The 19,827-nt window shown below is 52.9% G+C and carries 23 protein-coding genes, 1 tRNA gene and 1 riboswitch; of the genes, 11 read left to right on the top strand and 13 right to left on the bottom strand.

Annotated features, from left to right (window positions below; all coding sequences use genetic code 11):
• Window positions 1-57: 57 nt before the first annotated feature.
• Entirely contained in the window at window positions 58-549 is a 492-nt protein-coding gene (locus NEA10_RS17750) for a DUF2059 domain-containing protein (RefSeq protein ID WP_252662673.1), read from the bottom strand.
• A gap of 120 nt (window positions 550-669) precedes the next feature.
• Here NEA10_RS17750 and NEA10_RS17755 point away from each other — a divergent pair, with 120 nt between their 5' ends.
• Both NEA10_RS17755 and NEA10_RS17760 read left to right on the top strand, forming a co-directional pair.
• Window positions 670-2,037: a DNA phosphorothioation system restriction enzyme gene (locus NEA10_RS17755; RefSeq protein ID WP_252662674.1), complete on the top strand. Its 1,368-nt coding sequence runs from the start codon at window positions 670-672 to the stop codon at window positions 2,035-2,037.
• A gap of 38 nt (window positions 2,038-2,075) precedes the next feature.
• Window positions 2,076-2,414: a hypothetical protein gene (locus NEA10_RS17760; RefSeq protein ID WP_252662675.1), complete on the top strand. Its 339-nt coding sequence runs from the start codon at window positions 2,076-2,078 to the stop codon at window positions 2,412-2,414.
• Between the two features lie 15 nt (window positions 2,415-2,429).
• On the opposite strand, the gene NEA10_RS17765 is transcribed toward NEA10_RS17760, so the two are convergent.
• The 4 genes from NEA10_RS17765 to NEA10_RS17780 form a co-directional block, all read right to left on the bottom strand.
• Complete coding sequence (locus tag NEA10_RS17765) at window positions 2,430-2,990, bottom strand: c-type cytochrome (RefSeq protein WP_252662676.1); 561 nt, start codon at window positions 2,988-2,990, stop codon at window positions 2,430-2,432.
• A 30-nt stretch (window positions 2,991-3,020) separates the two neighbouring features.
• Window positions 3,021-3,488 (bottom strand): hypothetical protein, encoded by a 468-nt coding sequence (locus NEA10_RS17770; RefSeq protein ID WP_252662677.1) that lies wholly within the window; start codon window positions 3,486-3,488, stop codon window positions 3,021-3,023.
• Window positions 3,489-3,551: 63 nt separating this feature from the next.
• Window positions 3,552-5,825 (bottom strand): 5-methyltetrahydropteroyltriglutamate--homocysteine S-methyltransferase, encoded by a 2,274-nt coding sequence (gene metE / locus NEA10_RS17775; RefSeq protein WP_252662678.1) that lies wholly within the window; start codon window positions 5,823-5,825, stop codon window positions 3,552-3,554.
• Between the two features lie 327 nt (window positions 5,826-6,152).
• A riboswitch (cobalamin riboswitch) is annotated at window positions 6,153-6,296 on the bottom strand.
• 144 nt (window positions 6,297-6,440) lie between these two features.
• A complete protein-coding gene (locus NEA10_RS17780) occupies window positions 6,441-7,694 on the bottom strand; it encodes a bifunctional folylpolyglutamate synthase/dihydrofolate synthase (protein WP_252662679.1) in 1,254 nt (417 codons plus the stop codon).
• A gap of 121 nt (window positions 7,695-7,815) precedes the next feature.
• Between NEA10_RS17780 and NEA10_RS17785 the strand changes: the two genes are divergently transcribed.
• The 4 genes from NEA10_RS17785 to NEA10_RS17800 are packed head-to-tail and all read left to right on the top strand — an operon-like array spanning window position 7,816 to window position 10,694.
• Window positions 7,816-8,994: a GNAT family N-acetyltransferase gene (locus NEA10_RS17785; protein ID WP_252662680.1), complete on the top strand. Its 1,179-nt coding sequence runs from the start codon at window positions 7,816-7,818 to the stop codon at window positions 8,992-8,994.
• Between the two features lie 16 nt (window positions 8,995-9,010).
• Window positions 9,011-9,367 carry a phosphoribosyl-AMP cyclohydrolase gene (hisI, locus tag NEA10_RS17790; protein WP_252662681.1) on the top strand — a complete coding sequence of 119 codons (357 nt, stop codon included), beginning with the start codon at window positions 9,011-9,013 and terminating at the stop codon, window positions 9,365-9,367.
• A 57-nt stretch (window positions 9,368-9,424) separates the two neighbouring features.
• Window positions 9,425-9,766, top strand: coding sequence for a cupin domain-containing protein (locus NEA10_RS17795; protein ID WP_252662682.1), 342 nt, complete (start codon window positions 9,425-9,427; stop codon window positions 9,764-9,766).
• A gap of 58 nt (window positions 9,767-9,824) precedes the next feature.
• The gene (locus tag NEA10_RS17800; RefSeq protein ID WP_252665400.1) at window positions 9,825-10,694 is read left to right on the top strand and encodes a fructosamine kinase family protein; all 870 of its coding nucleotides are present in this window, start codon (window positions 9,825-9,827) and stop codon (window positions 10,692-10,694) included.
• 205 nt (window positions 10,695-10,899) lie between these two features.
• Here the strand turns inward: NEA10_RS17800 and NEA10_RS17805 are convergent, their stop codons facing one another.
• From NEA10_RS17805 to purS, 3 genes are read right to left on the bottom strand one after another with little or no spacing between them, the layout of a single operon-like run.
• Window positions 10,900-11,094 (bottom strand): heavy-metal-associated domain-containing protein, encoded by a 195-nt coding sequence (locus NEA10_RS17805; RefSeq protein ID WP_252662683.1) that lies wholly within the window; start codon window positions 11,092-11,094, stop codon window positions 10,900-10,902.
• A 40-nt stretch (window positions 11,095-11,134) separates the two neighbouring features.
• Window positions 11,135-11,833 (bottom strand): phosphoribosylformylglycinamidine synthase subunit PurQ, encoded by a 699-nt coding sequence (purQ, locus tag NEA10_RS17810; protein ID WP_252662684.1) that lies wholly within the window; start codon window positions 11,831-11,833, stop codon window positions 11,135-11,137.
• Entirely contained in the window at window positions 11,830-12,105 is a 276-nt protein-coding gene (gene purS / locus NEA10_RS17815; RefSeq protein ID WP_252662685.1) for a phosphoribosylformylglycinamidine synthase subunit PurS, read from the bottom strand. The genes purQ and purS overlap by 4 nt, the downstream gene beginning before the upstream one ends.
• A gap of 105 nt (window positions 12,106-12,210) precedes the next feature.
• On the opposite strand from purS, the gene NEA10_RS17820 reads away from it, so the two are divergent.
• Window positions 12,211-12,618 carry a Fur family transcriptional regulator gene (locus NEA10_RS17820; protein WP_252662686.1) on the top strand — a complete coding sequence of 136 codons (408 nt, stop codon included), beginning with the start codon at window positions 12,211-12,213 and terminating at the stop codon, window positions 12,616-12,618.
• Window positions 12,619-12,650: 32 nt separating this feature from the next.
• Window positions 12,651-12,989, top strand: coding sequence for a hypothetical protein (locus NEA10_RS17825; RefSeq protein ID WP_252662687.1), 339 nt, complete (start codon window positions 12,651-12,653; stop codon window positions 12,987-12,989).
• Window positions 12,990-13,121: 132 nt separating this feature from the next.
• Here NEA10_RS17825 and NEA10_RS17830 read toward each other — a convergent pair.
• Window positions 13,122-13,206: transfer RNA gene (locus NEA10_RS17830), tRNA-Leu, on the bottom strand.
• Between the two features lie 90 nt (window positions 13,207-13,296).
• On the opposite strand from NEA10_RS17830, the gene NEA10_RS17835 reads away from it, so the two are divergent.
• Window positions 13,297-13,998, top strand: a complete 702-nt coding sequence (locus NEA10_RS17835) for a pirin family protein (RefSeq protein ID WP_252662688.1) — start codon at window positions 13,297-13,299, stop codon at window positions 13,996-13,998.
• 63 nt (window positions 13,999-14,061) lie between these two features.
• The gene (gene fabG, locus NEA10_RS17840; protein WP_252662689.1) at window positions 14,062-14,826 is read left to right on the top strand and encodes a 3-oxoacyl-[acyl-carrier-protein] reductase; all 765 of its coding nucleotides are present in this window, start codon (window positions 14,062-14,064) and stop codon (window positions 14,824-14,826) included.
• A gap of 6 nt (window positions 14,827-14,832) precedes the next feature.
• Here fabG and NEA10_RS17845 read toward each other — a convergent pair whose 3' ends face one another.
• Window positions 14,833-15,417 carry a cysteine dioxygenase family protein gene (locus NEA10_RS17845; protein WP_252662690.1) on the bottom strand — a complete coding sequence of 195 codons (585 nt, stop codon included), beginning with the start codon at window positions 15,415-15,417 and terminating at the stop codon, window positions 14,833-14,835.
• A 294-nt stretch (window positions 15,418-15,711) separates the two neighbouring features.
• Here NEA10_RS17845 and NEA10_RS17850 point away from each other — a divergent pair, with 294 nt between their 5' ends.
• On the top strand, window positions 15,712-16,185 hold the full coding sequence (locus NEA10_RS17850; protein ID WP_252662691.1) for an Hsp20/alpha crystallin family protein: 474 nt from the start codon (window positions 15,712-15,714) through the stop codon (window positions 16,183-16,185).
• Window positions 16,186-16,310: 125 nt separating this feature from the next.
• On the opposite strand, the gene uppS is transcribed toward NEA10_RS17850, so the two are convergent.
• The 3 genes from uppS to lysA form a co-directional block, all read right to left on the bottom strand.
• Window positions 16,311-17,075, bottom strand: coding sequence for an undecaprenyl pyrophosphate synthase (uppS, locus tag NEA10_RS17855; RefSeq protein WP_252665401.1), 765 nt, complete (start codon window positions 17,073-17,075; stop codon window positions 16,311-16,313).
• A gap of 112 nt (window positions 17,076-17,187) precedes the next feature.
• Window positions 17,188-18,081, bottom strand: a complete 894-nt coding sequence (gene cdaA, locus NEA10_RS17860) for a diadenylate cyclase CdaA (protein ID WP_252662692.1) — start codon at window positions 18,079-18,081, stop codon at window positions 17,188-17,190.
• Window positions 18,082-18,257: 176 nt separating this feature from the next.
• The gene (gene lysA / locus NEA10_RS17865) at window positions 18,258-19,661 is read right to left on the bottom strand and encodes a diaminopimelate decarboxylase (RefSeq protein ID WP_252662693.1); all 1,404 of its coding nucleotides are present in this window, start codon (window positions 19,659-19,661) and stop codon (window positions 18,258-18,260) included.
• Window positions 19,662-19,827: the final 166 nt, after the last annotated feature.

The raw sequence follows: 19,827 nt of genomic DNA on the forward strand, positions 1-19,827 counted from the left end.
TCAGGACAATGGTTTTAGTACAATTGGCCGTCGTGGCATCTGTTAGATTAGCCCGTCTTAATTTCCCATATTCTGCAAGATATCGAGAATATTCAGTTCAGCCCAAACTGAGACCCGACTAAACGCATTGCGTGCCACATCGGGAGCCCGTTCAGCAATTGCCCGTCCCGCATCAGACTGGTAAAACCTTAACAGTGCCTCCAACTCCTCCTGACTGTAGTATTCCGCATAAATCGGCGTCACCAAATCCACATAATCAGCCTCAAACCGGCCTAGATATTCTTCCCGCAATTGGGAAGGGAAGCCGGGCATGGCCTCTAAGCTCAGCCGCACGGACTCAACCATGACATTCACCTCATTGGTCGCGCGAATAATCTCATGAATCAAGGCCTCCCGCTCAGGTGAAATCTCGGGGTCGTCAAAAATTTGGTTAGGGGCCTGAGCCATGACTGGCCTAGCCCCAAGGGAGGGTAGGCTCACAGCAACCATCCCCAGACTCAGAGGGGCTAAAAGATTCACAAGAGTCAATGACAAAACGGTGCGTTTCATAACCGGGCAAACTCTAAAAACGTTCCTCTCTACTATACGCATCCGCCCCAGTAAACTGAGGGAATTCCCAGAGTGACCCAAGCCAGCTAGAATGACAACAGCATTTCCCCAAACACGTCGATGCTGTTGGATTTAGCCCAGGCACTCCCGAGCGGACGCCCCCGACTGCCCTCAGACCTAACCTTACGCCCCTATCAGGAACAGGCGATCGCCAACTGGTTCGCCGCGAGTGGCCGGGGAACCCTGAAGATGGCCACGGGAAGCGGCAAAACCATCACCGCCCTCGCCCTCGCCAGCCGACTCCATCAAGCCATTGGCCTCCAGGTGCTGCTCATTATCTGTCCCTACCGCCATCTGGTGACGCAATGGGACCGGGAATGTCGTCGCTTCGACTTAGATCCCATTCTTGCCTTTGAACGTGTCCATCACTGGCAAAGCCCCCTCATCCGCCGCCTCACCGCCGTGCGATCGCAGAGTTTGCCCTTTCTGACGATTATCACCACCAACGCCACTTTGATGGGCGATCGCTTCCAATGGCAACTCAAATACCTCCCCGCCAAAACCCTCATCATTGGCGATGAAGTCCACAACCTGGGCGCACCCCGCCTCGAAACCGCCCTCCCCCGTCAGATCGGCCTACGGCTGGGCCTCTCCGCCACCCCAGAACGCCACTTCGACGACGAAGGAACCGACGCCGTTCTCAGCTATTTCGGCAACGTCCTCCAACCGGAACTCACCCTCGGCGATGCCATCCAAGCCGGGGCCTTAGTGCGCTATCAATACTATCCCCTGTTTGTTCCCCTCACCTCCTGGGAAAGCGAACAATATGCCAAACTCACCCATCGCATCGGCTGGGCCCTTGGAGATAAGAACCGCGATCCTGATGAACTCACCGCCTTACTGGTGAAGCGATCGCGCCTCATCGGCACCGCCAGCCGCAAACTGGATATCCTGCGCTGGATGATGCGATCGCGCCTCAACACCAGTCACACCCTCTTTTACTGTAGCGACGGCTGCGACAGCGAAACCAACACCCCACAAATCGAAGCCGTCGTGCGTCTGCTAGGGCGAGAATTGGGGTTCCGCATCAACACCTACACCGCCGAAACCTCCATCAACGAACGAGAACAACTGCGCCAGCAATTTGAAACCGGAGAACTCCAGGGATTAGTCGCCATCCGTTGTCTCGACGAAGGGGTTGATATTCCCGCCATTCGCACCGCCGCCATCCTCGCCAGCAGCAGCAACCCCCGCCAATTCGTCCAACGTCGTGGTCGTATCCTGCGCCCCCATCCCAGTAAAGACCATGCCACCCTATTTGATACCATTGTCTTACCCCCCGACCTCGATCGCGAGACCTGGGAAGTTGAACGCAACCTCTTAAAGAAAGAACTCAAACGCTTTCTTGAATTTGCCGAACTCGCGGATAACGCGGAAGAGGCCCAACAGCAACTGCGAAAACTGCAAGAGAAATTTAGCCTCGATTAACCCTCCTCAACCCAGAAAACCTGCCAATTCCCTGTCTTATGGCTTCCGATTATTTCCATCCCGCTGACGACAATCCCCATATCGATTCCGTTGTCTCTGAGCCTACCCTCTTTGATGACACCTGGGACGAGGCCCCAACCGCTGACTGGGATGTTCCCACCCTCGGCGTCTCCTCAATTCTCTCCGAACAGCGGGCCCAATATGGCGATCGCCAAAACTTTGATGAAGTGTGGGAACCCCTGCAAAGCGCCCCTCCAGACGTACAAGAAATTATGCGTCGAGTTCTTAACATCGAACTGCGTCGCCTCAACATCCGTAAAAGCTACGGTGTCACCAGCGAAATCTTGAAAGTCGTCAATGATGTCATTCCCGAATAGCTGGACTTCTCTAATCTAGGGTTGCCGGACTCGATATAAGCGATGACAGTCTAAGCATCCCTCTCTGACTTCTGCAAACGAATCGGTTAAATTGACAGAGGTTTGTGACTCCATCGCCGCCAGTTTCAATCCTTCAAGATTGGCTTGAAAATTAGCAATCAGTTGAGAAAAATTATCCAGTTCCTCCCAAATTGAGGGCTTCGCACCCCAGTCGTCGTCTGACATCATCCCCGTTCCAGGAGGAAAAACATCTGGCATCAACTCCGCCAGGGACACTAGGGCCTCAATGTGAGTTAGGGTATGTTCTGAGAAAGGAGCCTCATTCTCCAGGATTTCTTCCAGAGAGCGATAATGACCGGACAAGGCACTCATATAGCGGCGACGGTAGGCAATGACTAAATCTCGATCCGGTGACGGCTGAGCGTCGAGAGCGATCGCATCCCCATAGGTTGCTGTTGGCTTCCCGTCCTGCGCCTCGGAAACATCACGGGGATATCCTTTCACCCAATCCCCTGTACTAAAGACCACTAACAGAGCCAGCAGAACCGTTAAGAAAAAACGAGTAATTAGAGTCATAGTTCAGAACAAACGAAAGTTTTTACAAAATCAATTCAAAAAATCCTCAACTCCAGGTTGAAACTCCTCCCAATTGTTGCAAATTTCCTCATAGCACTTCGGGGGACAAATTGGAAGATTTCTTAAGTAGAAAAAAGTGACCTGATTGAAGGATTCCAAGAGAAACACTAACTCCGTAATGGGGTTGTAGGTCTCCACAATTTCCAAAACATGAGCATTCACAAAGGAGGGATGTAACATCGCCCTATCCGTTGCCCCCAGCCAAGCATTGAGAAACCCAGCCAGCCGGGATTGGGGAACAAAGTGAGTTTGAAATCCCTCACCCACCATCCCCAACCGGGGCCGGTTAGTGCTACAAATCACCGCACCCCGTTCACCCTTGAGATATCCCAGCCAAGCATTATAGCCCAGAACCAAGATATTTTTAGTAATAAAATCTTGCTGCCAATTCATCCGTAAATTGAGTGGGTCGTGGGTTGGATCATTGGCGTCACTCATAAAACCTCCAAAGGGTTGTGGACAGTCCCCCGCCTGTAACAAACGGGGGATTGAAACATCGACTTATTTCTGAGTCAACTCAACCTCCTGACGCAACACTTTTGCCGCTTCGACCATATTTTTGAGAGACGGAATCACCTCATCCCAACTGCGCGTTTTCAATCCACAATCAGGATTGACCCAAATCTGTGACACGGGCAAATTAGCCACACCAGTCTTGAGTTGCTGCACCATCTGTTCCGTGGCAGGAACCGCTGGACTATGGACATCATAAACCCCATTGCCCACTTGATTTTTATAGCCCGCATCCGTAATCTCAAACAGCGTTTCATTATTACTGCGGCTGTTCTCAATCGACAACACATCAGCATCCAAACGCTCGATATGCTCAATAATGTCCCCAAATTCCGAGTAACACATATGAGTGTGAATTTGGGTCTGAGGTTGAGCAATGGCGGCAGATAAACGGAACGCATCCACGGCCCAAGATAGATACTCATCCCAGCGTTCAGGCTTCAGGGGCAACCCTTCCCGCAAGGCCGGCTCATCAATTTGCACCATCTTCGCCCCAGCCGCTTCCAAGTCAGCCACTTCATCCCGCAAAGCCAAAGCAATCTGCATCGCTTGTTCACGTCGGGAAATATCCGTGCGAGTAAAGGACCAGTTAATCATCGTCACCGGACCCGTCAGCATTCCTTTGACAATTTTGTCCGTGAGAGATTGAGCCACCTTGAACTCCCGAACTGTCATCGCTTGAGTCCGGGCGACATCTCCATAAATAATCGGCGGACGAACGCAGCGGCTGCCGTAACTTTGCACCCAAGCATATTCGGTAAAGGCAAAGCCGGATAGCTGCTGGCCAAAAAATTCAACCATGTCGGTGCGCTCAAATTCCCCATGGACCAAGACATCGAGTCCGGCCTCGTCTTGGAATTGAATGCACTTGGCAATTTCCGCATCAATCGCCGCTTCATATTCGGCTTGGCTAAGGTCACCCCGTTTGAGTTTTACCCGCAGTTTTCGCACATCTGACGTTTGGGGAAATGAACCAATCGTTGTTGTGGGGAAGGGGGGTAGAACGGGTTGTTGTTGCAGACGTTGTTCATAGGGCAAAGGACGCTCTAAATCCTGAGAACTGAGGCGTTGCAACCGCTCTTGCACCCCTTGATTGACTGGGCTAAAGTCTTGGAAGGCTTGCCATTGACCGCGAATCGCCTCCAAGGAGGTTTCAGCCTCTTGAGGTTGCCTCAAATGAGTGGCCAGCAGTTGCAGTTCCTCCAGCTTTTGTTCCGCAAAGCTCAAAACCTGAAGTAACGGTTCCGGGAGTTTGCGTTCCCGCTGGGCATCGTAGGGAACAAATTGTAGAGAAGCTGAGGGCTGAAGTCGTAGGTTGGTGGTGACACCGGTGATGATATCTAGGGTTGACTGGAGCACATCGGGGCGAATTTTCCAGATATTGCGTGCATCCACCAGTCCGGCCCCTAACTGTTTATCCTCGGGGAACCCATACTGTTGTAATAACTCTAGGTTGCGCCCACGGGTGAAGTCTAAACTCACACCAGCGACCGGCAGCTCCATCACCCAGGAGTAGTTGTCACCCAAATCATCAAAGTAGGTGACCAGTTGAATGGCTAAGCCAATTTGACTCAGAGATTGATAGGTCGCTTGATAGTTTTCTTTGAAGTTAGCCGCATCCCCAAAGACCAAAGCCGGTTCATGGATTTGAACTTCGGCAACTCCCAGTTCTTTGAGTTCCTGAAGGAGCTGAACATAGCGATCGCAAAGTTCAGAAGCAGCCTGAGACTGATTCATCTCGAAACGACTCAGTCGCAGCAAGGTCACCGGACCTAAAATAATTGGCACCGCGCGATCGCCCAATTGGTCTTGAGCGCGACGGACTGTTGCCAGAAAATCACTAAAGTCTGCCGGTTGTAGGTGTTCAGGGATTTCTGGAACCAGGTAATGATAGTTCGTGTCGAACCATTTGGTCATTTCCAGAGCCGGAATGCCCTCGTTTCCCCGCGCCATGGCAAAGTAACGCTCCAGTCCGCTAAAGGCAGCAAACCGCTCGGGAATGATGCCTAAGTAGATGCTCCAGTCTAAAACATGATCGTAGAGGCTCATATCACCGATGCCAATCCGATCAATGCCAGCGTTTTGTTGAGTTTGCCAATGACTCAACTCAATCTCGTGTTGAGTTTGGATGAGCGTTTCTGCGTTGGATTGACCACGCCAAAAGGCTTCTAAGGCCTTTTTCAATTCTCGACTTTTCCCAATGCGGGGATATCCCAAGGTCGCTGTTTGAAAACGGGTTTGGGCATTTGTGTCACGGGTCATAGTTGTTGCGTCCTAACGCTGAAAAAAAAGCAAAACAAACTTAGCTCATCCCGGCAAAAAAACAGCCGAGTGAACCCTTTAAAATAGCAGCAGATAGACCAGATTCTGTTCAGCAACGGTCGAGAAATTTAGCTGAGATTACCGTTGCAATCCCAACCTTCAGACCGTCACCCTTGAATCGGGCCGGGTGGCTCAAAAAGGCACTCTTAACTTAGGGTCTTACCCATTCAATACCAGGGAAGTAGCCCTAATCGTCCTAATAGGTTGTAAAAAAACTACGTGAACCATTATCTGTGCCTCGCAGACAAAAACGAACATGGTGCATCTCCAACGGAGACGATTCGGCGGGCATTCTGACTTAGAGAGTGCGACCTCTCCTTACAGCTGCGGGACAGCGCCGGATTTACACCGGACTTTCCCCCTTACGTCTGATGGCTGCTCCCCATCAGAACCGATACTATCTATCGAGCATAGCATACTTAAACTGGGTTGGTGAGTCTTATCTAAAAATGATAATGATTATCATACTCGAAATTACAGTGAATTGATCACCCTCAGCCTAAATCCTGTCTCAAGAGGGAGCTGAGCCTGGGGTGTATCAAGCCAGAAACCCTTTCATATCAGGGGTTTCATGGGTTCTTGTTTTCCTTGGCTTTGTAAAAAATGGCCAATCAAATAGAGAGAACCACAGAGGACTGGAAGGCGATCGCCATCCAACGCGGCCTGCGTCAACGCCTCATCCACCTCCTCAGCGAACTCCAGGGAGATATCAGGACAAGCGGCCATCGCCTGCTGGGACAACTCCTCCAAAGGCATAAACTGATGGCCGGGAATCGGTAAAAGAATTAGGCGATCGCCCCCCCGTAACAAACTCGCCAAAATCCCCTCAGTATCCTTCGTCGCCAACATTCCCATCACCCACGTCACCGGCGTTTGCAAACTCTCCACATAATCCCGTAACGCCTGGGCCGCCGCCACATTATGGGCCCCATCCATTAAAACCCGCCGATTCTCATACAATATCCATTGCAACCGTCCCGCCCAGCGTGTCGTCAACATCCCCCGACGAATCGCCTCATCGGAAATCTCCCAGCCTTGCTGGTGTAACTGACGAATCACCGCCAGGGCGATCGCCGAATTGACATATTGAACCGCCCCCCCCAGAGACAACTCATACTCAAACCCCTGCACCTGAACCCGATTCCCCCCAACCCGAATCGCCGGTTCCACCCAAACCGCCGGACAGTTCAAGGCCTCAATTCGCCCTTGTACCACCTGTTGGGCCTCCAGCGGTAACGGCCCCACCACCGCCGCACAATTCGCCTTGAGGATTCCCGCCTTTTCCCCCGCAATCTCCCCTAACGTATTACCCAAACGTTGCCAATGGTCGCGACTAATGGACGTAATCACACTCACCAGGGGGCGATCGCAGACATTCGTTGCATCCAAACGTCCCCCCAATCCCACCTCAACCACCGCCACATCCACCGCCGACTCAGCAAAATACAACCAGGCCGCCGCCGTCACCACCTCAAACTGAGTGGGAGTGGGTTCATCGGGGACAATCGCCGCCTCAACCCGTTGCAGCAACGCCTCAAACCGCGCCTCAGAAATGGGATGGCCATCCAGACAAATCCGCTCACACCAATGGGTTAAATGAGGTGACGTATAACGCCCCGTTCGGTAGCCCGCCGCCGTCAGGATAGAACTGAGATAGGCACAAACCGAACCTTTACCATTGGTTCCCGCTACATGAATCAGCGGAACCTGATGCTGAGGATTTCCTAAATCCCTTAACAGTCGTTGGATCCGTTCTAAGCCGAGGTGAACTCCAAAGCGGGCGAATTGGTTGAGATGGGTATCAAGCATGGGGGGAGAGGGGGAACCACGGAGTCACAGAGGACACAGAGAGAGGATGAGGGGACGAGTCGGGGCTGCATCCCGGGTGGAGGCAGGTGGAGTACAATTTTCGGAAAAGAGGTGGCTGTTTATGACTGAATCTTGGCATTACGACATTTTATCCGACTCTGAGGACGGGAAGCGGCTCAATGAGATTTTGAGTCAATGTTTTCTGATTCCTCTGGAGAATTGCGCCTCCTATATCGAGTTGGTGGGCCAGGAGAACTATCGGCTTGTGCGTCGGGATAACGAGATTGCCGGAGGCTTAATCAAAATCCCTACAGGCCATTGGTTGGGGGGAAAGTTAGTAGAGACGATGGGGGTGTCGGCGGTGGGAATTGCCCCGGAATATCGGGGAACTGGGGCCGCTAGCACCCTATTGGGGACCCTGCTGCGGGAACTCTATCAAGAGAAAATTCCCCTGTCGAGTCTCTATCCGGCGACGCCCCCCCTCTATCGTAAGTTGGGCTATGAACAGGCAATCAGCCGCTGTCTTTGGGAAATCCCGATCGCCAGCTTGAAACCCCAGAAGCCTCAACTGGCCTGTGTTCCTGTTGAAAACCAGACCGAGGCGATCGCCCCCCTCTATGAACAGTTCGCCTCTCGTCACAATGGCGCCGTGCAACGTCGTCAGTTCCTGTGGCATCTCATTTGGCACAGCTTTATGCCCCTCGATAGCCCAGTCTATACCTATCTCTTTGGCGATCGCAGTGCCCCAGAAGGCTATATTATCTTCCGCCAAAAGCAGGGGTTCCAGGAGGGTTTAATGGAGATTCGCGATCGCGTCCTCCTCACCCCAGCCGCCATTCAGAGTTTTTGGGCCTTCCTCCATAGCCATCGCTCTCAAATGACCTCAGCCTCTTGGCATGGACCACAGCTTGATGCCACGATGTTAACCCTTCCCCTAGATACCCTAGTTCCCAGGGAGCAGATGATGCTCTCCTGGCGTATTGTCCATTTGGAAAGCGCCCTACAGCAACGGGGTTATCCTCGCCTATCGGGGGAACTGCATCTGGAGGTTGAGGATGAGATTTTGCCCGGAAATTGCGATCGCCTCATCCTCTCCCTCGACGAGGGTAAACCTCAAGTAACACGGGGTGGACGGGGAGAATTGCGCTTGCACATTAGCCATCTTGCCCCCCTCTACAGTGGCTTGTGGAGTGCCTCGCAGTTGCACCATTTGGGCTATATTGAAGGCACACCTGAGGCGATCGCCCTAGCCAATGTCATCTTTGCCGGCGATCTTCCAGGACTGTCAGACTTTTTCTAAGCTTTTTCTAAGGCCCATGACCCTCAAGAGCATCAATCAAGATCGATTGTGGATCGAACAGCTTAAATTCGACGCTCGCGGCTTAATCCCCGCCATCGCTCAAGATCACAAAGATGGTGCCGTCTTAATGATGGCCTGGATGAATCGAGAATCCATCGAACGCACCCTCGACAGTGGTGAAGCCCATTACTGGAGTCGCTCCCGCCAGGAATTATGGCACAAAGGCGCCACCTCCGGTCATATCCAAAAAGTCAAATCCATCGCCTACGACTGCGACGGCGACACCATCCTCCTCAAAATTGACCAAGTGGGGGATGTCGCCTGTCATACGGGAGCCAGAAGTTGTTTCTTTAATCAAGTTAGGGCGAGGTAAGGGGAACAAAACCCCCCACTCGTCGTTCTAGCTTGCGTTTGCCCAGTCCCCATTTCCATGAAACACCACTCCCTAACCCAGATTCCCTCAGAAGGGGTATCCCACAATCCCAACATTCGCAAACAAGTCATGTTGCGTAAGGGGGACTTGCCCCATTTAACCAACTTTTCCCAGGCCCGATTTGCCCCCGGACAAGTGGCCCCCGGTCATTCCCACGACAACATGAGTGAAGTCTTCTTCGTCGAATCCGGTTCAGGAACCATCACCATCGACGGACAAGCCTATCCCCTCGAACCCGGAACCTGTGTCGCCGTCGATATCGGGGAAGTCCACGAAATCGCCAACACCGGAGAGGAGGAACTGGTGTTGACCTACTTTGGTTTGCAAGTCAACCCCTGACTGTCCTAGGCTTAAGGCTAGACTGTCTACCCCTGTGAACCCCCAACCCAAAATGCCAATGTGGGAGCAAATCGCCGCCGAGATTAGCCAGGCCACCGGAGAACCCTTTAACATCTCCCAGAACCGTTCCGTCGGGGGAGGCTGCATCAATCAAAGCAGTACCCTATCTGACGGAGAGCGCACCTTTTTTATCAAACTCAACCAAGCCTCCACCCTAGACATGTTCATCGCCGAGGCTGTGGGAGTTAAGGAGATGTGGGAAACCCACACCATCCGCGTTCCCAAACCCATTTGTTGGGGAACCGCTGGCAACTCCGCCTATCTGGTGATGGAATATCTGGACTTACAGGGCCGGGGGGGCGGTTCTGGAGTTTGGCAGGAGATGGGGCGCAAACTGGCGCAAATGCACCGTACCGGAACCCGCGATCGCTTCGGCTGGGACCGTAGCAACACCATCGGGGCCACCCCTCAGATGAATCCCTGGACTGAGGATTGGGCCGAGTTCTTCGCCGAACATCGCATCGGCTTTCAACTGCGTCTGGCGGCCCGCAAGGGAATGCGTTTTACGGGGGCGGATGAGTTAGTCGAGACGATTCCCCAACTCTTAGCCGGCCATACTCCCATTGCCTCCATTGTCCATGGCGACCTCTGGGGGGGCAACGCCTCCGTCACCGCCGAGGGAGAACCCGTAATTTTCGACCCCGCCACCTATTACGGCGATCGCGAGGTAGACATCGCCATGACCGAACTATTTGGCGGTTTCCCCGCTGCCTTCTACCAGGGATACAACCAGGAATGGCCCCTCGATGACGGCTACGATCGCCGCAAAACCCTCTACAATCTCTATCACATCATCAACCACTACAACCTCTTCGGCGGCGGCTACGGCAGTCAGGCCCAAAGCATGATTCGGACGTTGTTGAGATAGGAGAAGAAGGCAAAAGGCAAAAGGGGGGAAGAAGGCAAAAGGGGGGAAGAAGGCAAAAGGCAAAAGGCAAAAGGCAAAAGGGTGGAAGAAGGCAAAAGGGGAGAGTCCGTCTCGGGTTTGTCCTCTGTGTCCTCGGCCTACCACAAGGGTGCGCCCCTACGTGGTTCTCTCTTGCCTCTTGCCTCTTGCCTCTTGCCTCTTGCCTCTAATCCACCGTATACCCAGCCTCAGTAATCACCGACTTCACCGTCTCATCCGGCTGTGTCGTCTCAATAGAAACCAATTTTGTCTCCAAATTGGCGCGAACTTCTGCCGTCGCGTCCAACTTCTGAATCGCCTCGGTAATGGTACTGGCACAAGCCCCACAGGCCATATCGGGAATCTTCACTTCGATTGCCATGGTTCACAACCTCCAAACGTTCGTTGACAGTATTGTAGGCTTAGACCGCCGCGAGTTGACTCTGAAGCAGCCCTTTAAACAAAGCTAAACCATCCGTAGCCCCCAGTTGTGGGTCAGCGGCTCGTTCAGGGTGCGGCATCATCCCTAGCACATTTCCTGCTTCATTGCAAATCCCTGCAATATTATTTAACGAACCGTTGGGATTTCCCGCTTCGTCCACCGCTCCCGAGGGCCGACAGTAGCGAAAGAGAACCTGGCCTTGGTCTTCGAGTTGAGCGAGAGTCTCAGCATCGGCATGATAGCGGCCTTCCCCATGAGCGATGGGCAAGGTAATCTGGGTTTGGCTGCCATAGGCGTTAGTCCAGAGTCGCTCTGGATGTTCTACTCTCAGGGGGACGCGATCGCAAATAAAATGAAGATCGCGATTGCGGACTAAGGCCCCGGGGAGTAACCCAACTTCCGTGAGGATTTGGAAGCCATTGCAAATTCCCAACACCGGCTTACCGGCCTTGGCATGATCGAGAACCGATCGCATAATCGGAGAAAAGCGGGCGATCGCCCCGCAGCGGAGATAGTCCCCATAACTAAAGCCTCCGGGAACCACCACCACATCACTATCTCCTAAATCCGTGTCCTGATGCCAGACTTTGCGAGTGGGCTGTTTGAGGATATCTTGAGTGACATAGATAACATCGCGATCGCAATTGGACCCCGGAAAGACAATTACAGCAAATTTCATGCCGCCACTCCTTCCGTCAGGGCCTGAACCTCAAAGCGATAGTTCTCAATGGTGGGATTAGCCAAGAGGCGATCGCACATCTGGTCTACCTGTTGTCGAGCCTCAGCCTCCGTCTCCGCCGTCACGGTCAATTCAACATATTTACCAATGCGGACTCCGGCAACTCCTGTAAAGCCGAGTTGTTGTAATCCGGACTGCACCGCCGTTCCTGCCGGGTCTAAGACCGAAGGACGCAGGGTGACATAAATTTGGGCTTGATACGTTTGACTCACGGCAATGCTCTGATGCTTGGCACAATAGTAGTGGAAGTCCTACCTAATCTACGTTACCCCATCCCGTCCCCCAACGATCCACATCAACCCCTCTAGATCTTGTTCATGAAAACCCGTCGCACCCGTTCCCAGGAAAAAATTCTCACCCTCCTCAACGCTCAAGGGCGATCGCTCTCCGCCCAAGACATCTATATCAAGTTACGGGAGCAAAATCAGAGTATGGGCCTAGCGACAGTCTATCGTTCTCTCGACTCCCTCAAACTCGAAGGCCTCGTCCAAGTTCGTACCCTGGCCACTGGGGAATCCCTCTATAGTTCCCGCCAGCAAGACAAACATCACCTCACCTGTCTCCAGTGCGGGGCCTCAATCCCCATCGGCGAATGTCCCGTCCATGACCTGGAACATCGCCTACAAGACAAACATCAGTTCAAAATTTTCTACCATACCCTAGAGTTCTTTGGACTCTGTGAGGCTTGTATGGACAACAACAACAGCGATTCGGCCCATCCCTAGGTTTGTGATATGAGTCACCCTTCTTTGGGGAAATGACGCACAGGGGAAATGTCCTTTCCATCACCCTGACCATCACGGTAACATCACCGTGTGACGCGAATTGTGTCACGGCTGTTATCAGGGCGATCGCCGATAGTAGAAATGACCGCGTTGAACTATCGGCGAAGACCATGCCCACTCACTTTAAAATTCCTCAACATTCTGTCGATGACCTATTTGCCCAAATCTGGCAGTCTGGATATGTCAGTCTCCATGCTCGACATGTTTTGCGCAGCCTCCTTCTCGAAGAAGCCTACACCCAAGATGAGCAAGCCACCATTGACCGTCTGCTCTATGCTGTTCGACGAGGTTGGCTTAAAGTACAATCCTAAGGGGAGCGCAACTGGCAGCCCCTCCGTCAGGCTCTCGGTTCCGTCCCACTCCCGAGCCAATGGGAGACTCGACCCAAAAACAAAAAAAAAGGACGACCTCCACTGAGGCGCCCTTTTTCCCTTGGGGGTTAATGCGGAACCCGGGACTTGAACCCGGAAGTCCTAAGCGAACACTAGAACCTGAATCTAGCGCGTCTACCAATTCCGCCAGTTCCGCGTATTTGTAGGGTTGCGGTTTTCTACACCCGCGATTTACCATTATTTAAGATGTCATCGAGTTTGTCAACCCCTAGAGGCAATTTTAGTGATGTTTAGTGTACGTGCCGCCGACGATCGCGGAAAAGTTAACTTAGGCTGGCTCAACAGTCATCATAGTTTCTCCTTTGGTCACTACTACGACCGCAACCACATGGGGTTCCGCAGTCTGCGGGTGATTAACGAAGATATCATCCAACCGGGACAGGGCTTTTCCACCCATGGCCATCGAGATATGGAAATTATCACCTACGTCCTCGATGGGGCTCTAGCCCATAAAGACAGTCTCGGCAATGGTTCCACCATGCGACCGGGAGATGTCCAACGGATGTCAGCGGGAACGGGGATTCTCCACAGTGAATTTAACCCCTCCGATGAAGAACCAGTCCATCTCTTGCAAATCTGGATTCTGCCCAACCAGGAGGGCGTAGACCCCAGCTATGAACAGCGGTATATCGGCCCAGAAGAGAAACAGGGACAACTGCGTTGTATCGCCTCTGGGGATGGCAAACCGGGGTCGGTGAAGCTCTATCAAGATGCCGATATCTATGCCACAATCCTGGAACCCGGCGAGGCGGTGACCCATTCCCTGGCCAGCGATCGCGGGGCTTGGATTCAAGTGGTCCGAGGCAGTGTACAAGTTCAAGAGCATACCCTACAGGCCGGAGATGCGATCGCCCTCTGGGAAACCCCAGACCTACAACTGACGGGTCACCAGGAAACCACTGAAGTCCTACTCTTTGACCTCCCCTAATGTATCCGCCGTCCGTCAGCCCTTAAAATAGGGACTCTTGACGAGAATAAGGACATCTCAACTATGGATGCATTACCCGCAAACTTACAACACCTCAGCGACAAAGTGGCGATCGTCACCGGGGGGTCCCGAGGGATTGGCCGGGCCACCGCCTTGGCCCTAGCCAGTGAAGGGGCCAACCTGGTGGTCAACTATGCTAGTTCCAGTGCCGCCGCTGAGGAAGTGGTTACCGAGATTCAAGCCATGGGGAGTCAGGCCATCGCCGTGAAAGCCGATGTCTCCCAAGAAGAAGACGCCAATGCCCTGATTAAAGCCGCCACCGACACCTGGGGACGGGTGGATGTCTTAGTCAACAACGCCGGAATCACCCGCGACACCCTCCTCATGCGTATGAAGCCCGCCGATTGGCAAGCGGTGATTAATCTCAACCTTACCGGAGTATTTCTCTGCACCCGGGCCGTCACTAAACTGATGCTGAAACAAAAATCGGGGCGCATTATCAATATCGCCTCTGTTGCCGGACAGATGGGGAATCCGGGCCAGGCCAACTACAGTGCCGCCAAAGCTGGGGTGATTGGCTTTAGTAAAACCGTTGCCAAAGAACTGGCCAGCCGAGGCATTACCGTCAACGCCGTTGCACCGGGGTTCATCGCCACCGATATGACCGATGACCTCAAATCCGACGAGATTCTCAAGTTCATTCCCCTAGGACGCTTTGGAGAGGCTCAAGAAGTGGCCGGCTTGATTCGTTTCCTGGCCGCCGATCCGGCCGCCGCCTACATTACGGGACAAACCTTTAATGTCGATGGCGGCATGGTCATGGCTTAGAGTCCCTTAGAAATTTTCCGCCGTCTGGGCGATCGCATCAAACTGAAAGCGTCGAGGAAAGTCTGTTTCCCCGTAAAGATTAAAGGAAATCGTCGGTTCATCCCCGAACACTTCAATCTGATGAATCGCCCCGGGGCTAAAGGTGATCACCTCTCCCGCACAGACGATGCGATCGCCCACTTCCTCAATCCCGTCACCCGTCGTTCGCCGCCAAAACCGATTCCGTTCACAACCCCTCAACATCGCCACTAACCCCCAGGTGGCGTGGTTATGAATCGTGGACTTGGCCCCCGGATGCCAAGACACCAATTGCACCGTTAGCGGGTAGTTGGGTTCAGTATAGAGATTAGAGACCGAGCAACCTCGTTGCGGATCGGGAGGGACATAGGCGGTATCCAACCAGGTTGCCGTTTCCAGAAACTCGCAGACCCGAGGGGCGATCGCTTCTAAGCGTTGGCGATCGTCCTCAATCTCATGGAGAATATCATCGAGTTCCGTGAGAAAGCGATAGAGGCGATAGGGTTGAATCGGTTGCCAAGCTTGGAAGTTCAGAGACTGACAATCTCCAGTATCCGTGATAAACCAGTTCATGAGCGTTGAGAGCGCGTCTGTTTGCAGGGTCTGTTCTAACTAGATTAGGGGCGATCGCCAATTCACAATGTGTTGAATTCAACCAATCGCCCTACCCCAGCCCCATCTCCTGACACCGGTTCGGTTTCCCCCAACTGAATTAGAACTAACCGAAATTCGGGAAGTAGCATCGTTTCAGTACGGTTGTCTCCCTTTCGATTTCCAAATATAAACGCCACAATAAAAACAACAACGAAGGGGGAACAACCTTCTCCCCAAAGCAGTTAGAAAAAGCCAATTGGGAGGACATTCATTATGCAACTCTACACCCTTAATCCCTTCAACGAACTCGAACGGCTCGAACGTCAAATCAACCGTGCCTTTAACGAAATTGCCGGAGACGATAACTCCCGCAACTGGTCAATTCCCATCCAACTCGAAGAACAAGCCGAAGCGTTCATCCTACGAGCCTTACTCCCCGCCATCAATCGCGACGACCTAGACATTGAAGTCACCCGTGAAAGTGTCGCCATTGCCGGTGAGTATCACAAACCCCAACCTGGTGAGAATAACAAACGCTTCTACAGCGAGTTCCCCGTCGGCAAATTCCGCCGTACCCTCAGCCTCCCCCTCCCCGTCATGAACAGTGACGCCAAAGCCGAGTATCAAGACGGAGTTCTCACCCTCACCCTACCCAAAGCCCCAGAAGCCGTCCACCGCGTCGTCAAACTCAACGTCTTCGGCGACAGTCAACCGCAACAACTTGAACCGGAAAGCAGCCAAAGCTAAGCGAATCACCCAATAGGTTCCTCAAATTTGACATCCCAGCCCGCCCCAGGCGGGCTTTTTTTATCCCTCCTCTTCCTCTTCCTCTTCCGACCTGTCCTCTGTGACTCTGTGGTGACCCTCTCCCCCTAAATCGAAGGAGTTTTCACCTTACCAAAACGGCGATCGCGCCGTTGATAAGCTAACAACGCTTCCCGGAATGCAGGACGGTCAAACTCCGGCCAAAGGGTATCTGTCACATATAACTCCGCATAAGCAATCTGCCAGAGAAGGAAATTACTAATGCGCATCTCACCACTGGTGCGAATCAATAAATCCGGGTCACCCACCCCAGCCGTATAGAGATGTTTCTCAAACAAACTCGTATCAATCTCCTCCGGCTGCAACTCTCCCCGTTGCACCTGCTTAGCAATCTCCTGACAGGCCGCTATAATTTCCTGTCGGCCGCCATAATTCGTCGCCACCGTAAACTGAATCCCAGAATTCTGCTCCGTCTGAGACATGGCCGACTCAATTTCCCGTTGAAGTGACCCTGGGAGTGTACTGAGATCCCCCACAAAGCGAATGCGGACATTCTTTTCCATCATTTCCTTCAACTGCTGACGGAGAACCCGCTCAAACAGCATCATCAAGAAATCCACTTCCTCCAGAGGACGTCCCCAATTTTCCGTGGAAAACGCATAGGCCGTTAAGGCTTCAATCCCCCAGTCATCACAACAACGAACTAACGCCTTCAACGCATCAACCCCCCGTTGATGCCCCACTAACCGGGGCAATCCTCGACGCTGGGCCCAACGTCCATTCCCATCCATAATCGCAGCAACGTGTCTCGGCAATCGCGCCGGATCGAGGTCAGTGGGTAACGTTGCTAAGAGCGTTGGCTTCGCACTCATGTTTTTTTCCTCAATCACCACCGCACACCTAAGTTCATCAGCCATGAACCGAACGGACTTCCGGACGTTAACCCCTGCATTGTATCTGCTCGCTTACTCGTTAAAACGGTCGTTATTGTTTATCCTTGGGAGCTGAGGAGGCCAGCCGGAAAAACCGGGAAATTGCCGATCCCCCCTTATAACTCAGTTGACGGGTTAAATTGCGCCAATTGGGGGCTACCACTTCCCCGTCCCCTTTCGTCGAAAAGTAAGTCTCTAGGAGTTCTTTGAGCTTACTACTCGTCAGCGGACGATTCAGGGCCCCCCGCTCCGCCAGGGAAATGGACCCAGTTTCCTCAGAGACCACCACACAGACACAATTTTTCACCCGTTCCGTAATCCCCATGGCGGCTCGATGGCGAGTTCCCAACTGTCGAGACGCTTTACGTTCTGACAAGGGCAAGATGGCACCGGCTGAGATAATCCGTGATGCCCGAATCAAGACCGCACCATCATGGAGAAGGGTACTCGTTTGAAAAATCGTTTGTAGCAGTTCCTTGGAGACCTCGGCATTCAGTTTAACACCTGGCACTGAAAAATCTCGTTCATCAATCGGTTGCCGGGTTTCCATGACAATAATCGCCCCGGTGCGGTTTTGCGAGAGTTCCTTGACCGCATCCACCACCTCGTCCACAATACTGTCAGATTTTGGCAAACTGTCCCGGGATGACTGAAAGAGTCCCGATAAGTCCCCCCGTCCGAGTTGTTCGAGCAATTGCCGAAATTCTGATTGTAGGGTGACGGCCATGGCCACCGCCGAGATAATGGCAATCTTGTCGAGGACAAAGTGCAGCAAGGTCAGATTTAAGGCATTGCCGATCGCCGCCGCTACAATTAAAAACACTAGACCCTGTACCATCCAGAGGGTGCGCCGCTCACTCACCACCACCAAAATGGTATAGGTCAACAGAAAGACTAAGCCAACGTCAATGATGACCCAGGATTGTTGTACCAAGCGCCACAGCATCAGCTGAGTCCCACTTGAATTTGCTAACCATTGTTGCCACAGAGATTCCATTGAACTCTGGTCTATTCCTCGTACTGCTCGCTACCCAAATCCATTACTAACGTACCAGTCCTGAGTGGGCGACTCAGGACTGAAATCACACCGTCACGGCCCGTTACGAACCGTAAGATTCGCCCCTAAGACCCTTGATTGGGAACCAAGCGTTCCGGTAAGCGATCTTGACGCAGCAGATCCTCGTAGGTTTCTCGCTGTAAAATCAGATTCGCTTCTCCCTCGCAGACCAAAACCGCCGCCGGGCGAGGGAGTCGGTTATAGTTGGAAGACATACTGTAATTGTATGCCCCGGTTCCTAGGACGACGAGGGTATCCCCCGCTTCCGTGGCGGGTAGTTTCGCGTCAGCAATGACCACATCTCCCGACTCGCAATGCTTCCCAGCTACAGTAACGGTTTCCGTCGCCGGGGCGTTCATGCGATTGGCAATGACGGCCCGATACAGGGATTGATAGGTAATCGGCCGGGGATTGTCGGACATTCCACCATCCACGGTGATATACTCGCGCAATCCGGGAACGGTTTTGCGAGAGCCGATGCTGTAGGCCGTGACGCAAGCGGTGCCAATGAGCGATCGCCCCGGTTCACACAGAAGACGCGGTAAGGGTAGATTCGCCTCAGCACAGGCGCGAGTGAGGCGATCGCAGATGGTTTTCACCCAAGCTTCAATACTCGGGGGATCGTCCGCCTCGGTATAGCGAATCCCTAGGCCTCCACCCACATTTAACTCCGTCACCGGCAGATTATACCCTTGGGCCCGTTGCAGCCAAGATACCATGACATCGGGGAGATCATGATGGGGTTGCAACTCAAAAATTTGTGAGCCGATATGAGCATGGAGGCCAATACAGGTCAGACTCGGCTGCTTAGCAACGAATTGCAGCACCTCATCGAGTGAGTCTGGGTCAAAGCCAAATTTACTATCAATATGGCCCGTTTGAATATACTCATGGGTATGGCATTCAATGCCGGGGGTGAAGCGTAACATGACTCGCACCGGATTGGGGCGATCGCCCATTAACTCCACCAACAGGCGCAAATCCTGCCAGTTATCGGCCACCACCGTAATGCCCGACTCAATGGCATAGTTGAGTTCCTGGGCCGATTTATTATTGCCATGGAGATAAATGCGATCAGCAGGAACCCCCGCCTTGAGAGCCGTATAGAGTTCCCCCCCACTCACCACATCCGTCCCTAAGCCTTCACGAGCCACCAGGGCGCACACCGCCAAACAACTCCAAGCCTTGGAGGCAAACAGCACCAGACTGTCCCCCTCATAATAGCGAGCAAAGGCCTCACGATACTGACGACAGGCCATCCGTAGAGTCGTTTCATCCAGGATATAGAGAGGGGAGCCAAAGCGACGCACCAACGTCGGCACATCACAGCCGCCAATTTCTAGAGCATCATTCTTCCCGAGTCGTGTTGTCAGGGGGACTAAACTTTGATTGGGAGAGTTTGAGGCGATCGCCGTTTCCAAGAAGGTACGACCAGACAGAGGAGTTTCAAGAGAAGGAGTCGAGACCATAGACACTGAGAAAGGAGCAAATAGATATCAAGTACGGTGAGTCGGGCTAAGCCATCGGGAGACCATCGAGCCACCCCAGCCTCTCAATGGGGGCAGTGGCTCGGCCTGTCCCGTATTATTAGTGTACGATGAAGGGCTACCAATCCTAAATCCTTTATCGCATTGA

The organism is Phormidium yuhuli AB48 (assembly GCF_023983615.1).
GTDB classification, from domain to species: Bacteria; Cyanobacteriota; Cyanobacteriia; order Cyanobacteriales; family Geitlerinemataceae; genus Sodalinema; species Sodalinema yuhuli.

Bases quoted from the DNA above. Each gene is read 5' to 3' on its own strand.
- hisI (WP_252662681.1), top strand. From the start codon at position 9,011: ATGACCCTCAAGAGCATCAATCAAGATCGATTGTGGATCGAACAGCTT.
- NEA10_RS17755 (WP_252662674.1), top strand. From the start codon at position 670: ATGCTGTTGGATTTAGCCCAGGCACTCCCGAGCGGACGCCCCCGACTG.
- lysA (WP_252662693.1), bottom strand. From the start codon at position 19,661: ATGGTCTCGACTCCTTCTCTTGAAACTCCTCTGTCTGGTCGTACCTTC.
- NEA10_RS17835 (WP_252662688.1), top strand. From the start codon at position 13,297: ATGTTTAGTGTACGTGCCGCCGACGATCGCGGAAAAGTTAACTTAGGC.
- NEA10_RS17850 (WP_252662691.1), top strand. From the start codon at position 15,712: ATGCAACTCTACACCCTTAATCCCTTCAACGAACTCGAACGGCTCGAA.
- NEA10_RS17825 (WP_252662687.1), top strand. From the start codon at position 12,651: ATGACGCACAGGGGAAATGTCCTTTCCATCACCCTGACCATCACGGTA.
- NEA10_RS17765 (WP_252662676.1), bottom strand. From the start codon at position 2,990: ATGACTCTAATTACTCGTTTTTTCTTAACGGTTCTGCTGGCTCTGTTA.
- NEA10_RS17785 (WP_252662680.1), top strand. From the start codon at position 7,816: ATGACTGAATCTTGGCATTACGACATTTTATCCGACTCTGAGGACGGG.
- NEA10_RS17750 (WP_252662673.1), bottom strand. From the start codon at position 549: ATGAAACGCACCGTTTTGTCATTGACTCTTGTGAATCTTTTAGCCCCT.
- NEA10_RS17770 (WP_252662677.1), bottom strand. From the start codon at position 3,488: ATGAGTGACGCCAATGATCCAACCCACGACCCACTCAATTTACGGATG.
- NEA10_RS17780 (WP_252662679.1), bottom strand. From the start codon at position 7,694: ATGCTTGATACCCATCTCAACCAATTCGCCCGCTTTGGAGTTCACCTC.
- NEA10_RS17845 (WP_252662690.1), bottom strand. From the start codon at position 15,417: ATGAACTGGTTTATCACGGATACTGGAGATTGTCAGTCTCTGAACTTC.
- cdaA (WP_252662692.1), bottom strand. From the start codon at position 18,081: ATGCTGTGGCGCTTGGTACAACAATCCTGGGTCATCATTGACGTTGGC.
- NEA10_RS17760 (WP_252662675.1), top strand. From the start codon at position 2,076: ATGGCTTCCGATTATTTCCATCCCGCTGACGACAATCCCCATATCGAT.
- NEA10_RS17795 (WP_252662682.1), top strand. From the start codon at position 9,425: ATGAAACACCACTCCCTAACCCAGATTCCCTCAGAAGGGGTATCCCAC.
- purQ (WP_252662684.1), bottom strand. From the start codon at position 11,833: ATGAAATTTGCTGTAATTGTCTTTCCGGGGTCCAATTGCGATCGCGAT.
- NEA10_RS17805 (WP_252662683.1), bottom strand. From the start codon at position 11,094: ATGGCAATCGAAGTGAAGATTCCCGATATGGCCTGTGGGGCTTGTGCC.
- uppS (WP_252665401.1), bottom strand. From the start codon at position 17,075: ATGAGTGCGAAGCCAACGCTCTTAGCAACGTTACCCACTGACCTCGAT.
- NEA10_RS17800 (WP_252665400.1), top strand. From the start codon at position 9,825: ATGTGGGAGCAAATCGCCGCCGAGATTAGCCAGGCCACCGGAGAACCC.
- metE (WP_252662678.1), bottom strand. From the start codon at position 5,825: ATGACCCGTGACACAAATGCCCAAACCCGTTTTCAAACAGCGACCTTG.
- fabG (WP_252662689.1), top strand. From the start codon at position 14,062: ATGGATGCATTACCCGCAAACTTACAACACCTCAGCGACAAAGTGGCG.
- NEA10_RS17820 (WP_252662686.1), top strand. From the start codon at position 12,211: ATGAAAACCCGTCGCACCCGTTCCCAGGAAAAAATTCTCACCCTCCTC.